Here is a 13,340-nt window from a genome sequence, read left to right on the forward strand (position 1 = left end):
CCCCCTAGAGGCAGACTAAGATAAAGATTAAGATTTAGTTAAACCCGACTGCAGTTCTTTCAGAGTTACCACTATCTTGTTGATCTCCAGGTACAGCTTATTCAGAGCTCCGTCGAGAGAATCGGCGTCCTCCGGGGTGAGGTACCCCACCCTCCTCGAGTACTCGATGTGGTTTTGCGTCTCCGTAAGCGAACCCCGGGCGTGATAGTAGAAGTTGATCTTGTCGAGCAGGTGCTTTCTTCCAAAAGCCTCAGCAATGTTTGCTGATATGCTGAGGGCGGATCTGCGAATCTGTGAAGTCAGGCCGTAATCCTCCTTGCGGGGGAGATGTTCCGTTGCCTTGTGCACCCGCTCAGCCACGTCCATAGCGTCCTGCCAAACCGGCATGTCTTTGAAACTATGGTACATGGAGCCCTCATGCGTTGGACTATTGCCTCTGCTTAGTCTTAATCTCTGTCTTAATCTGCTCCTGCTTTATTGGATGTCGTAAGTAAACGTAGTGGGCTTGCCGTCGCGGATCAGGTCGAGCTTGATCCTGCTCTGCCCCTTGAGCGAGGCGAAGGACTGGATCGCCTTCTCCGGCGAGTCGATCGGGAAGTCGTTCATCCTCAGGAGGACGTCACCGTTTCTGATGCCGACGGTGCCGAAGATCCCCTGCGGCTTCACCTCCGAGGCGCGGAACCCCTCGACCTTGCCGTCCTTCATGCTGGGGAGCAGGCGCGCGTCGGTCATGGCCTGCCCGATGTTGTCCAGGGCGGCGTTGAGCGCGCGCTGGTCGATGACGTAGTTCCCTCCGCCGGAGGGGGCGGCCAGGCCGGAACCTCCGGCGACGCCGGCCGGTGCTGCCGCGGGGGCGGCCGCAGCCTCTGCCGCGGCGGCCATCGGGGTGAGTATCTTCACCCTTTTGCCGCCGATCAGGATCTCGGCCACGTCCTTCTTCACCGAGACCAGCGGCCCCGAGGAGAATACCGTGTCCCCCAGCCGGAAGACCCGTTCCTCGTGGCTCGAGGTCTTCTGCACCAGCGCGAAGGTCTCGCGGAAGGAGCCGACCGCCGTCCCCAGAAGGATCAGGTCGCCGACGGATGCGGCGGGACGCGCCGCCGCAGCCGGGCCTGCGGCCGCCTGCTGCTGCAGCGGGGTGAGTTTTCCCTGGGTCGCCTTGCCGAACAGTCCCCGCTCCAGGATCGGCGCGAAGCTGAGCAGGTCCTGGCTTGCGGCCGGTCCTGCGGCAGCCTGCGCCGCGACCTGCTTCTGGGCGTTCCTGGGATACAGGGCGGCGATCTTGACGCTCAATAAATCCGCTGCGATGAGCGCCGCGACTGCGGTGATCGCCAGGCCGAGGGTTATGTTCAGGGGGAGAATCCAGCGCGGCATGAAAGACCCTTCTTTGCGAGTAGTTGGAACTGAGCGAATATATTAGATGCCCTTGACTTATGCAACAAAAAAGGGGGTGCGGGGACCCCGGTCTCGGCATCCCGGCGGCTCCCTTTTCCCCCTCACCATGCCTTGGCATTACCCGAGGCCGGGACCACCGTTGTCAACGGCTCACGAGAGGGGAGAGCGGATAAATGAGAGCCGGCGGTACCCGTACCTTAATCAAGCGCCACTGTATCAGCAAAAGCTGTGCCGCCGCATCTGGCGCGAGGATGCGGGAACAATTGTAACAGATGGAGCATGATTTGCCGCACTTTTTCCAATGAAGACGCCGGGCGAGGGACGCGGGTGGCGGTTGCCGCGTCGGAGAGAGGGGGGGCGGAAGCAGCGTTTTATTGACGTGTGACGGTTATTTGACTCCCCGGCGCCGCTAGGCGTTGAAGTCGGCTTCCCTGCTGTGCTACACTCGCGCACCAAAAACTTTGCAGGAGAGCGCATGAGCCGCATCATCGTCACCGCATCGACCCGGATGGAACTCTCAGAGCTGCTGATCGCCACCTCGGCAGCCGCGCTGCCAGGGGGGGGGCACCTCCCCGTTCACCGCGCCGAGAAGGGGGGGGCGGAGCTCCTCTTCGCCCAGACCGGGATAGGGAAGGTCAACGCGGCGGCGGCCGCCACCCTCCTGTGCGAGCGTTACGCCCCGGATCTCATCATTAATACCGGCTGCGGCGGCGCTTTCGCCGGATCAGGCCTGGCTGTGGGCGATCTGGCCGTCGCCGACAGCGAGTGCCTCGCCGATGAAGGGGTGCAGACCCCCTCCGGATGGCGCGGGCTCGACCTGATCGGCCTACCCGTGTACGAGGGGAGGGGCGAGCGGCTTTTCAACCGGATCCCGCTGGACCAGGAGGTGGCGCGTCGCGCCCTGGATCGCGCCGCAGCCGGCGGCTTCAAGGCCGTCATGGGCCCTTTCCTCACCGTTTCCACCTGCTCCGGCACCGCCCGGCGGGGGGAGGAGCTGCTGAGGCGCTTCCCGGGAGTCTGCGAGAACATGGAGGGTGCCGCCGTGGCCCAGGTGGCTTTCATGTACGGCGTTCCCTGTCTCGAGGTCCGCGGCATCAGCAACATGGTGGAGGACCGGGACCTCTCGCGCTGGGATCTGAAGCGTGCGGTGGGAGAGGTCCAGCGGTTTCTCGCCGTTTACCTCGAGCAGGCGGCCGTCCTGCCCGGCATCCACTGAACGGGGCTTCGGCTCTCCCCCGCCTGATCGAGTCTAAGGGATCTTCCCTTCAGAACTTCTAATTGTACTATGACCATTTCGTTAAGCTTTTCTTGCGCGGAAGCCAGCCTGATAGTATATTGGTGAGTCTTAAAACTTGCGGAGCGTGTCGCATATTGCCGGCAGTCGCTTGCAGTAACTGTAAATCGGGAGCTAGAGCAACACATGGATGCAGCAGTGTCACATAATCAGGATCAGGAGTCAGCTCCGGTACTTTCCCTGGGCTTTTCACCTTGTCCCAACGATACCTTTATCTTTGACGCCCTGATCCACGGGCGCGTCGACTGCGGCTTCCGGTTCCGGGAGCAGCTGGAGGACGTGGAGACCCTGAACCGGATGGCGCTGGCTTCGGTGCTGGACGTGTCCAAGGTCTCCTACCACCTCCTGGGGCACATCCTGAAGGATTACCTCCTCCTGAGAAGCGGCGGCGCCCTCGGGCGCGGCTGCGGGCCGCTGGTCGTGGCACGCGACGACCTCGACCCCGGCACCCTCACCGGCAAGCGGGTCGCCCTTCCCGGACGCTACACGACCGCGGCGCTGCTGCTGCGGCTTTTCAATCCCTCCCTGACCGACTTCGTCTACCTTCCCTTTCACGAGATCATGGCTGCGGTGGCGGACGGCTCGGTGGCGGCCGGCGTGATCATCCACGAATCCCGTTTCACCTACCAGGGGTACGGCCTCAAGAAGGTGGTCGACCTCGGGGAATGGTGGGAACAGGAGACAGGGCACCCGATCCCGCTGGGGGGGATCGCGGCCAAGCGCTCCCTGGGGCGGGAGGCGCTGCTCAGGCTCGAACAGGGGATAGCCCGGAGCGTCGATTACGCCTTCCGGCACCCCGGCGAGGCCCGCCCCTACATCCGCGCGCACTCGCAGGAGATGAGCGACGAGGTATGCGACGCCCACATCGGGCTCTACGTGAACGATTTCTCCCGCGGGCTGGGGAGCGAGGGGGAGGCGGCGGTGCGCCTGCTGCTGGGGCGCGCGGCGGAGGCGGGGATCATCCCCCCCTGGCAGGAGCCGCTGCTCATTTCCTGAACAGGAAAACTAAAGTTATGCCGTTTCCCGCCGAAAGGTGCAGGAGCTGTCTTAGCATCGTGGAGGATCTTGGATGACCAAGCCGTTCAACTGGAAGCGGCACATAGCGGTGGGGGGAGTCTTCATCGCCATATTCTGGCTGGGGGATGCGCTGCTTGACGCTACCATCATGGGGCGCGACCCCTTTCTGCACCAGCTCCACTCGCCCAAAGCCTACGAGATCTGGATGCGCACCTTCTACGCCTGCCTGCTCGGCGCCTTCTTCGCCTCCCTTTCCGTGGTGTGCGAGCGTGGCCGCAGGGTGGAGACGGCGCTGCGCCATTCCGACGACCTTTCCCATATCTTCCTGGAGTCCTCCCGCGACGCCATCTGCGTCGTCAAGACGGCCGACTACACCATCGTCAACTGCAACGGCGTCTTTCTCGCCAATTACGCCCTGACCGAAGAGGCGGCGCAAGGGTACTCCTTCGCCGAACTGGTGGCCCGGCATGGGCTTGCCGACCAGATCATGAGCCTCATCTCAGACTGCTCCTGCAGCGGATCCCCGATGAACAGCGAGATCTGCTACCGCGCCGAAGACGGCAGGAACCGCTACGAGGACATCTCGGTGCACCCCATCGGGGGGCTGGAACAGGGGGTCCGCTCGGTGCTCTTCGTCGCGCGCGACATCACGGTTCGCCGTATCTCGCAGGAGCGGCTGGAGGAGTCCGAGGCGAGGTACCGTGCCATCTTCGAGGACACCGGGACCGCCATGGCCATCATCCTCCCCGACGGCACCCTGCAGATGGTGAACCGCGGTTTCGAGGCGGTGACCGGTCTTTCGCGCGAGGAACTCGAGGGGAGGAGGCTTTGGACCGAGTTCATCGGCCGCTGCGACAGCGACGGGGTTTCCGCCCCGGACGAGAGCGCCCTCCCCGGGACCCCGCGTCGCAGCTTCGAGGTGCAGCTCGTGGGCAAGGAGGGAACCAGGACCATGGCCGGCAACTGGGCCGCCATCGAGGGGACGGACCAGTCGGTGCTTTCCCTGGTCGACATCAGTGCCCACAAGGAGGTCGAGGAGGCGCTCAGGGAAAGCCGGGCCACCCTCGCCTTGGCGCAGCGTATCGCGCGCCTTGGCAACTGGGACTGGGATCTCGGCAGCGACACGCTCGAGTGGTCCGACGAGATGTACCGCATCTACGACCTCGACCCCGCCTCCTTCGTGCCGACCCACGAGCTGGTGCTGCAGGCGGTGCATCCCGAGGACCGGGAGCAGGTGATCCGCTCGGTGAACGACGCCATTTACAACCGCAGGGCCTACCATCTGGACTACCGAATCGTGCTCCCCAACGGCTCGCTGCGCACCCTCTCCGCTCGGGCGGAGGTGACCTACGACGCCCAGGGGAGGCCGCTGCACATGCTGGGGACCGCCCAGGACATCACCTGGCGCATCGAGGCCGAGCAGGCACTGCGCAATTCCGAGGAGAAATTCTCCAAGGCCTTCCACGCCTCACCGGACTCCATCGTCATCACCCGCGCCGAGGACGGCACCTACATCGACGTTAACGAGGCGTTCCAGGAGATCACCGGGTACAGCAGGGAGGAGGTCATCGGCAGGACTTCCACCGAGCTCCTGCTCTGGGCGGACCAGGATGCCCGCATGGTGATGCTCAAACTGTTGAACGAGCACGGACACGTGCGCAACCTGGACGTGCGTTTCCGGGTGAAGTCGGGCGAGATCCGCGAGCTCCTGTGGTCCGCGGACGTGATCGAGTACCAGGGGGAGGCCTGCCTGATCGCCATCTCCCGCGACGTCACCGATCAGCGCCAGATGGAGCGCGAACTGCTGGAGAGCGACGCACGCCTCTACATGAAGCACGAGGAGTTGAAGAACGTCTTCCACCAGATGGAAGGTATCCGGCGCGAATGGGAAGAGATCATGGACTGCATCTCCGACCTGTTCATCCTGGCTGACCAGTTCGGCAAAATCCGGCGTTTCAACCGCGCCGTGGAAACCTTCACCGGCATGGCGCACCGGGATATCGTCGGCAGGGACTGCCTTGCCTTCCTCGAGGAGCACGGTCTCAAGGAGCACCTGGAGTCCCCGGGGATCGAACTGCTGCACAAACCCAGCGGCAAGTGGTTCGTGGTCAAGCGGCACGCCTTCCCCCCCGAGGTCGACGGCTCCGCGCGCGAGGTGGTGATCATTAACGACACGACCAACATCGGCCGTCGGCAGCGGGGGGCGCAGCCCCACGACGACGCCTCGGCCCAGGCGCCGAACGCGGGCTAAGAAAACGGCGGCAGATTAGGTGGTTACCCGGGGCGGGTTCGTTGGAACTTGACTTCGGGGTTAGAGCATGTTATACGAATGCCTCGCCCAACAAAGGAGGTGCGCATGGCATCATCCGAGCGGAGCGGCAGGTTGGTGCGCATAGTCGTGCTGGCCCTGATGCTCCTCCCGATCCACACGCTTCCCCTGCTGGCTGCAGAACAAGTAGCAAAACCGGTAGTAGAAAAGGCAGAACCGCAAGAAAAGTCGGTGGTGAAAAAACTGGTCGGCATAGCATCCTACTATGCCAAGAAGTTCCACGGAAGAGCGACCACCTCGGGAGAGCGGTATCATCCGGAAAAGATGACCGCTGCCCACCAGAGTCTTCCGCTGGGGACCAAGGTTCTGGTCAGGAATCTCGCCAACGACAAGGAAGTCACGGTTGTCATCAACGACCGTTGCCGCAAGAAGGGGTTCCCCTTCATCGATCTGTCACGGGCCGCGGCAAGGAAACTGGGTTTCCTCGGGGAAGGCAAGGCCAAGGTGGCCATCATCCCGCTGACCGAGGACGAATCCTAGAAACAAAATACAATCTGGGCGAACAGAGAAAAAGGCCGGGGGGCTTACCCCCGGCCTTTTTTCTTGGTCGACTGCGGGGAATGCGGGGAATGCTGGGAATGCGGGGAATGCTGGGAATGCTGGGAATGCTGGGAATGCTGGGAATGCTGGGAATGATGGGAATGCTGTGAATGATGGGAACTATGGGAACTATGGGAAAGAATGCCGGCAGCGAAAAAGGCAGCCCCCTCCAGGGAGCTGCCTTTTTATGGATCCTGCTGCCCGCGCGGGCGGCTACTCTTCCTTGTGCTTCTTCTTCGAGGACTTCTTCTTTTTGGAGGAGGACTTCTTCGAGGATTTCTCCTCCTTATCCTTCGACTTCTTCCCTTTCTTCCCCTTCTTCGCCTTGCTCCCGCTCGACCCCTTGTGTTTGCGGTAGCTTCTCGGTTCGGGGTTGAATTCGTCCTTGATGTTGCTCAAGAGGACCTGGGCCTCCTCCAGGTCCGGGTCGGCCTTGCGCGCCGCCTCGAGCGACTCCTTGGCCTCGGCGATGTGGCCGTCCTTCATCTGCACGCGCCCCATGGCGTTGAGCGCCTTGGCATGGTCGGGCTTGAGTTTCACCGCTTCCTTGTACTCGTCGGTGGCGGCGGTGTAGTTCTTCTGGAACTCGTAGACCAGGCCCAGCTTGTAATGCGCGTTGGCGTCGCTGGGGGAGAGCTCGACCCCTTCCTTGAGCAGCTTGGCCAGGGAGTCGTAGTTCTTGTTCTTCACGTAGATGGCGGTTAGGGCGGTGCGGGCCTCCTGATCGTCCTTTTTCAGGCGCAGCACTTCCTGGTACTCGTTGGCGGCCTGGTCCATCTCGTTGCGCTTGCGCAAAAGGTTGGCGAGTTCGCGGTGGGTTTCCAGCGACTCCGGGTCCAGCTTGATGGCCGCCTGGTAGGCGCTGATGGCCGAGTCGAGGTCCTTGGTGTTGACGAAGGCGCGGGCCAGCTTCAACTGGGTCGGGGCGTCCCCGGGGTTCGCCTTGATCAGCGCCTGGTACTGCTCCAGGGCCTGAGGGAAGCTTCCCCTCAGCGTGTAGATCTCGGCCAGGCGCTGGCGCGCCTGCTGGTTGTCCGGGGTGCTGGCGAGCACCTGGCGGTATTCCACCACCGCTTCGTCCAAGAGCGCCTTGCGCTCGTAGATGCCGGCCAGGTTCAGATGCAGCTGCGGGTTCTCACCCTTGCTCCTGATCGCGTCGCGGTAGTAGGACATCGCCTCGTCCTCGCGCCCCACCGCCAGCAGACAGTCGCCCAGGCGCTGCTGCGCCACGGCGTCGGCGGGCTCCTCCGCGATCCGCAGGCGATATTCGCTGATCGCCATCTCGAAGTCCTTGGCGTTGCGGTACTGATCGGCGAGGGCCATGTGGTCTACCTTGGGCGTCTCCTTCACCTTGGGGGCGATGCCGGCCAGCACCCGCTCGTACTCGGCGCTCTTCTGGTCCCCCTTGCGGACGTACCCCTCGGCGAGCAGGCGGTGAACCTCCTTGTTCCCCGGCTCAGCGATGGCGGCCTGTTTCAGCTCGGTCACCGCCTTGTCGATCTCGCCGCGGGCCAGTAGCAGGGCTCCGAGCCCCAGGCGCGCCCGGGCGTTCCCCGGCTGGATAGCGAGCGCCTTTTTGTACTCGTCCTCGGCCTTCTGCTTCTGCCCGACCGCGTCATAGGAAACGGCCAGGTCCGTGTGCAGGGAGGCGTCCTCGGGGAGGGCCGTCAGCGCCTCGGTGTAGTGGAAGATGGCGAGCTGGTGCAGCTCCTTCTGGGCCAGGATGCGGGCGAGCCCCCCGTGGTAGCGCGGGTCGCCGGTCTTGAGCCCCTGGGAGAGCTCGACCGCCGCCTCCTCGCTGGCCCCTTTCTGCAGGTGCAAGAGCCCCAGGTTGCCGCTGGCCGGGTAGAAGTCGGGGTCCAGCGCCAGGGTCTCGCGGTACTCCTGGATGGCGGCGTCGACGTTGCCGCTGCGCTCGAAGGCGAGCGCCTTCAAGTACTTGCCGGGAGCGCCGGTGGGGCAAAGCTCCGCCACGCGCTTTTCGGCATCCTTTCTCTTCTGTTCGCTTGCCTGCGGTGACAGCTCCAGGATGGTCTTCTTCGCCTCCAGGCAGCTGTTGGTCGCCGGGAACGGCCAGCTGAAGCCGGTGCTGAACAGGGTCATCGCCAGAAGCGATGACAGTGCTGCGTATCTTTTCATGTAGGGCCCTTTTATTCGAGAGAACGTGTGGTGGGGGCGCAGTCGCGGCGCGCCGGGGGCTCGGCCCGGGGCAGTCCGGGCACTGCCGGGCCATGCGGCCCGGTGAGGTTGGCGGATTATACACATCGGCGCTAATAAATTCAATTCCAAAACGGTAATCATTAAGGATCCCGGGCGCTTGAACCCGGAAACCCGCGCGGGGCGAGGGGAGCTCCCAGGTTAAGCCGGATTACCTTGACTTTCATGATAAAGATGGTTAAATCATCTGCACCGGCCACGGGGCCGGTTTTTCATTAAGAGCATGGCAACAGAGGGGCGCGATGGCGGTAATTCCCAAGGAACCTTTGGAATGGCTGAACCTGTTCCGCCAGCAGATGGACGAGATCTTCCGTTTTCTCTCCACGCTGGAGGGGCGGGAAGGCTTCACCGACAAGGAACAGTCCCCGTTGGTCGACATCTACGAAACCGACCGCTCCTTCGTGGTCGAAGTGGAACTCCCCGGCTGCGACCGCAGCGACATCACCCTGAGCATGTGCTGCTCCACCCTGGTGGTGGAGGGGACGGCACGGGACGAAGCGGATCCGGGGGCGACCTACACCTGCCTTGAGCGCGGCACCGGCCGCTTCTGCAGGGCCATCGAGGTCCCTCCCGGCGTCGACCTGGAGGGGGTAAAGGCGCGTTACCGGCGCGGTCTGCTCACGGTCGAGTTCCCTTGGCGCAAGGGGGAGACGCCGCACATCCGCGAGATCCCGATTCAGTAAGGAGAGGTAAATGGAAAACAGGCAGGAGACCGAAGAACTTAATATACCGGATGTTCTGCCGCTGCTCCCGGTACGGGACGTGGTCGTCTATCCCTACATGATTCTGCCGCTCTTCGTGGGGCGCGAGATATCCATCGCGGCGGTCGATCACGCCCTTTCCAAAGACCGCATGATCTTCCTCGCCACGCAAAGGGACGTGGGGGACGAGGACCCGGCCCCGGAGGCGATCTACGAGGTCGGCACCGTCGCCATGATCATGCGCATGCTGAAGCTTCCCGACGGCAGGGTGAAGATCCTGGTGCAGGGGCTCACCAAGGGGCGCATCACCGAGTACCTGGCCGAGAAGCCCTTCTACTCGGTGCACATCGACCGCATCATCGAGCCGGCGGCCCCGGAGAACACGCTGGAGTCCGAGGCCCTGATCCGCACCGTGAAGGAAGAGCTGGCGAAGATCGTGGCTCTCGGCAAGGCCGTCTCCCCCGAGGTGATGGTCATCGTCGAGAACATGCAGGAGCCGGGGGCGCTGGCCGACCTCGTGGCCAGCAACATCGGCCTCAAGGTGGAGGAGGCGCAGGGGCTTCTCGAGGTGATCGATCCGTTGGAGCGCCTGAAGAAAGTGAACGACCTCCTGAACAAGGAGAGCGAGCTTCTCAACATGCAGGCCCGCATCCAGTCCGCCGCCAAGGAGGAGATGGGTAAGAGTCAGCGCGAATACTACCTGCGCGAGCAGTTGCGCGCCATCCAGCAGGAGCTGGGAGAGACCGACGCCAGAAGCGAGGAGATGGCCGAGCTGAGAAAGGCCATCGAAAACGCCAAGATGCCCCAGAACGTCGAGAAGGAGGCCTTGAAGCAGCTCGGGCGCCTGGAGCAGATGCACCCGGACGCCGCCGAGGCCGGGATGCTCAGGACGTTTCTGGACTGGATGGTGGACATCCCCTGGGGGAAATCGACCAAGGACGCCCTGGAGATCAAGCGCGCCTCCGAGATCCTCAACGAGGACCACTTCTTCCTGGAGAAGGTGAAGGAGCGGATCCTCGAGTTCCTGGCGGTCAGAAAGCTCAAGAAGAAGATGAAGGGGCCGATCCTCTGCTTCGTGGGGCCTCCCGGCGTCGGCAAGACCAGCCTGGGCAAGTCGATCGCCCGCGCCATGGGGAGGAAGTTCGTGCGCATCTCCCTTGGGGGGGTGCGCGACGAGGCCGAGATCCGCGGCCACCGTCGCACCTACGTGGGGGCGCTGCCGGGCAGGATCATCCAGGGGCTCAAGCAGGCCGGCTCCAACAACCCGGTCTTCATGCTGGACGAGCTGGACAAGCTCGGCTCCGACTTCAGGGGCGACCCCTCTTCGGCGCTATTGGAGGTGCTCGATCCGGAGCAGAACAACAGCTTCTCGGACCACTACATAAACCTCCCCTTCAACCTCTCCAACGTGATGTTCATCGCCACGGCGAACCAGATGGACACCATCCCGGGGCCGCTGCGCGACAGGATGGAGGTCATCAACCTGTCGGGCTACACCGAGGAGGAGAAGCTCGGCATCGCCAAGCGCTACCTGGTGCCGCGCCAGGTGAAGGAAAACGGCATCACCGAGGAGATCGTGGTCTTCTCCGAGGAGGCCCTGCGCACCATCATCGCCAAGTACACCCGCGAGGCGGGGCTTAGGAACCTGGAGCGCGAGATCGGCAGCGTCTGCCGCAAGGTGGCGAGGAAGTTCGCCGAGGGGAAGGGGGAGAAGTTCGTCATCACCGCCGGAACCGTTGCGAAGTACCTGGGACCGCCGAAGTTCCTGCGCGAGGAGGAGATGGAGAAGAACGAGGTCGGCGTGGTCACCGGTCTCGCCTGGACCCCGGTTGGAGGCGAGGTGCTCTTTGTCGAGGCGACGGTCATGAAAGGGAAGGGGGTGCTCACCCTCACCGGCCAGCTGGGCGACGTGATGAAGGAGTCGGTCCAGGCGGCCCTTTCCTACATCCGCTCCAAGACCGCGGAACTGAACATCCCCGAGGATTTCAGCTCGACCATCGACATCCACGTGCACGTCCCCGCCGGCGCCATACCCAAGGACGGCCCCTCCGCGGGGGTCACCATGGCGACCGCGCTGGTCTCGGCGCTCACCAGGATCCCGGTGCGCAAGGAGGTCGCCATGACCGGCGAGATTACCCTGCGCGGCAAGGTGCTCCCCATCGGCGGCCTCAAGGAGAAGATCCTCGCCGCGGCGCGCCTGGGGGTCACCACGGTGATCATCCCGGTGCAGAACAAGAAGGACCTCGAGGACGTCCCGAAGACCATCCTCAAGAAGCTCAAGATCGTCGCCGCCTCCAACATCGATGACGTGCTGGCGGTCGCCCTGGAGAAGTTCCCGCCCCCGGCGCCCAAGGCGCCCAAGCCTGAGCCGCCCAAACCCAAGGTGAGGACCCGCGTCCCGGTCGCGGCCCCGGTGAGGGGCAAGGCTTGAAACTGGCCGAGCTGGGCGAATTCGGCCTGATAGACAGGATCAAAGCAAACGTCGCCGCGTCACCCTCGGTGCTTCTGGGCATCGGGGACGACGCGGCGGCGCTGTCTCCCACCCCCGGGCAGGTCACCCTGATCACCTCCGACATGCTGCTGGAAGGGGTCCACTTCGACCTCTCCTTCTGCGACCCGTTCACCCTTGGCAGAAAATCCCTTTCGGTCAACCTCTCCGACGTCGCCGCCATGGGCGCGCGTCCGCGCCACTTCCTGCTCGGCGTGGCGCTCCCCAAGGATGTTCCGCTGGAATTCATGGACGGCTTCATGGCCGGCATGCTGGAGCAGGCCGGCCGCTACGGTGCGACGCTCGTGGGGGGAGACACCTGCGCCTCCAAGGGGGGGGTGGCCATCTCGGTCACCGCGCTCGGGGAGCAGCGCCCGGAGCTGGTGCTGAAGAGAAGCGGCGCGCGGCCTGGCGACGTTGTCTGCGTGACCGGAACGGTCGGTGACGCGGCGGCGGGGCTTAAGCAGCTTTTCGGCGGGGTACGGGAAGGTTTCCTGGTGCGGCGGCAGCTCGACCCGACCCCGAGGGTCGAGGCTGGGGTGGCGCTGGCCGAGGCGGGGCTCGTCACCGCCATGATCGACGTGAGCGACGGGGTGCTGCAGGACCTGGGGCACATCTGCGAGATGTCGGGGGTGGGGGCGCGCCTGGAGCTTGCGCGGCTCCCCCTGTCGGACGCCTACCGCGCCGAGTGCGGCGCCGATCCTTACCCGCTGGCGCTCTCGGGGGGGGAGGACTACGAACTCCTCTTCTGCATACCGGCCGGGAGGGAGCCCGATGTCGCGGCTCTCTGCGCCTCCGTCGGCCTCCCCGTCTCCGTCATCGGTGAGATCAAGGCCGGAACCGGGATCGAGCTTGTCGCCCCCGACGGCTCATCCTACACGCCGCCGCGGCGCGGCTTCGACCACTTCGGCGCCGACTAGTCCGCGCTGATCCTCACCGCCACCTTCCGCTCCCTCGGACCGTCGAACTCGCAGAAGTAGAGCGCCTGCCAGGTGCCCAAAAGGAGCTTGCCCCGGTCGATCAGGAGCCGCTGGCAGCTTCCCACCAGGCTCGACTTGACGTGCGCCGCCGAGTTCCCCTCTGCGTGGGTGAAGTAGTGCGCGTCCGGCACCAGCCGGTCCAGGCAGTTGGCGATGTCCCGTTTCACCGCCGGGTCCGCCCCCTCGTTTACCGTGACCGCCGCCGTCGTGTGCAGCACGAAGACGTCGCAGCAGCCGCTCCCCACCATGGAGGCCGCGATCAGCTCCTCGACCCTGGCGGTGATGTCGATCAGCTCCGTTCTCTCCCTGCTTTTCAGCGTCAGGTACTGAATCATCCGTCCCTCCGTTAGCGCTCGCAGCTATCGCAAAATTAGAGACC

General features: G+C 64.0%; 11 protein-coding genes. 7 read left to right on the forward strand and 4 right to left on the reverse strand.

Annotated elements, in window-relative coordinates; translation table 11 throughout:
* Positions 1 to 27: 27 nt before the first annotated feature.
* Positions 28 to 408 carry a four helix bundle protein gene (locus KP003_RS01900; RefSeq protein ID WP_216497370.1) on the reverse strand — a complete coding sequence of 127 codons (381 nt, stop codon included), beginning with the start codon at positions 406 to 408 and terminating at the stop codon, positions 28 to 30.
* A 66-nt stretch (positions 409 to 474) separates the two neighbouring features.
* The gene (gene gspC, locus KP003_RS01905; RefSeq protein ID WP_216497369.1) at positions 475 to 1,374 is read right to left on the reverse strand and encodes a type II secretion system protein GspC; all 900 of its coding nucleotides are present in this window, start codon (positions 1,372 to 1,374) and stop codon (positions 475 to 477) included.
* 496 nt (positions 1,375 to 1,870) lie between these two features.
* Here gspC and mqnB point away from each other — a divergent pair, with 496 nt between their 5' ends.
* The 4 genes from mqnB to KP003_RS01925 all read left to right on the forward strand — a co-directional run bounded on the left by mqnB (position 1,871) and on the right by KP003_RS01925 (position 6,515).
* The gene (gene mqnB, locus KP003_RS01910; protein ID WP_216497368.1) at positions 1,871 to 2,611 is read left to right on the forward strand and encodes a futalosine hydrolase; all 741 of its coding nucleotides are present in this window, start codon (positions 1,871 to 1,873) and stop codon (positions 2,609 to 2,611) included.
* A 204-nt stretch (positions 2,612 to 2,815) separates the two neighbouring features.
* Positions 2,816 to 3,685 (forward strand): 1,4-dihydroxy-6-naphtoate synthase, encoded by an 870-nt coding sequence (locus KP003_RS01915; RefSeq protein WP_216497367.1) that lies wholly within the window; start codon positions 2,816 to 2,818, stop codon positions 3,683 to 3,685.
* Between the two features lie 73 nt (positions 3,686 to 3,758).
* Positions 3,759 to 5,957 carry a PAS domain S-box protein gene (locus KP003_RS01920; protein ID WP_217300237.1) on the forward strand — a complete coding sequence of 733 codons (2,199 nt, stop codon included), beginning with the start codon at positions 3,759 to 3,761 and terminating at the stop codon, positions 5,955 to 5,957.
* Positions 5,958 to 6,062: 105 nt separating this feature from the next.
* Positions 6,063 to 6,515 carry a septal ring lytic transglycosylase RlpA family protein gene (locus KP003_RS01925; protein ID WP_216497365.1) on the forward strand — a complete coding sequence of 151 codons (453 nt, stop codon included), beginning with the start codon at positions 6,063 to 6,065 and terminating at the stop codon, positions 6,513 to 6,515.
* A 273-nt stretch (positions 6,516 to 6,788) separates the two neighbouring features.
* On the opposite strand, the gene KP003_RS01930 is transcribed toward KP003_RS01925, so the two are convergent.
* Positions 6,789 to 8,714 (reverse strand): tetratricopeptide repeat protein, encoded by a 1,926-nt coding sequence (locus KP003_RS01930; protein WP_216497364.1) that lies wholly within the window; start codon positions 8,712 to 8,714, stop codon positions 6,789 to 6,791.
* A 320-nt stretch (positions 8,715 to 9,034) separates the two neighbouring features.
* On the opposite strand from KP003_RS01930, the gene KP003_RS01935 reads away from it, so the two are divergent.
* From KP003_RS01935 to thiL, 3 genes are read left to right on the forward strand one after another with little or no spacing between them, the layout of a single operon-like run.
* Positions 9,035 to 9,475 (forward strand): Hsp20/alpha crystallin family protein, encoded by a 441-nt coding sequence (locus tag KP003_RS01935; protein ID WP_216497363.1) that lies wholly within the window; start codon positions 9,035 to 9,037, stop codon positions 9,473 to 9,475.
* Between the two features lie 10 nt (positions 9,476 to 9,485).
* The gene (gene lon / locus KP003_RS01940) at positions 9,486 to 11,924 is read left to right on the forward strand and encodes an endopeptidase La (protein WP_216497362.1); all 2,439 of its coding nucleotides are present in this window, start codon (positions 9,486 to 9,488) and stop codon (positions 11,922 to 11,924) included.
* Complete coding sequence (gene thiL, locus KP003_RS01945; RefSeq protein WP_216497361.1) at positions 11,921 to 12,901, forward strand: thiamine-phosphate kinase; 981 nt, start codon at positions 11,921 to 11,923, stop codon at positions 12,899 to 12,901. The genes lon and thiL overlap by 4 nt, the downstream gene beginning before the upstream one ends.
* Here the strand turns inward: thiL and KP003_RS01950 are convergent.
* The gene (locus KP003_RS01950) at positions 12,898 to 13,296 is read right to left on the reverse strand and encodes a secondary thiamine-phosphate synthase enzyme YjbQ (RefSeq protein WP_216497360.1); all 399 of its coding nucleotides are present in this window, start codon (positions 13,294 to 13,296) and stop codon (positions 12,898 to 12,900) included. The genes thiL and KP003_RS01950 overlap by 4 nt on opposite strands.
* Between the last annotated feature and the right edge of the window lie 44 nt (positions 13,297 to 13,340).

This window comes from Geomonas diazotrophica (assembly GCF_019063885.1).
Lineage (GTDB): Bacteria > Desulfobacterota > Desulfuromonadia > Geobacterales > Geobacteraceae > Geomonas > Geomonas diazotrophica.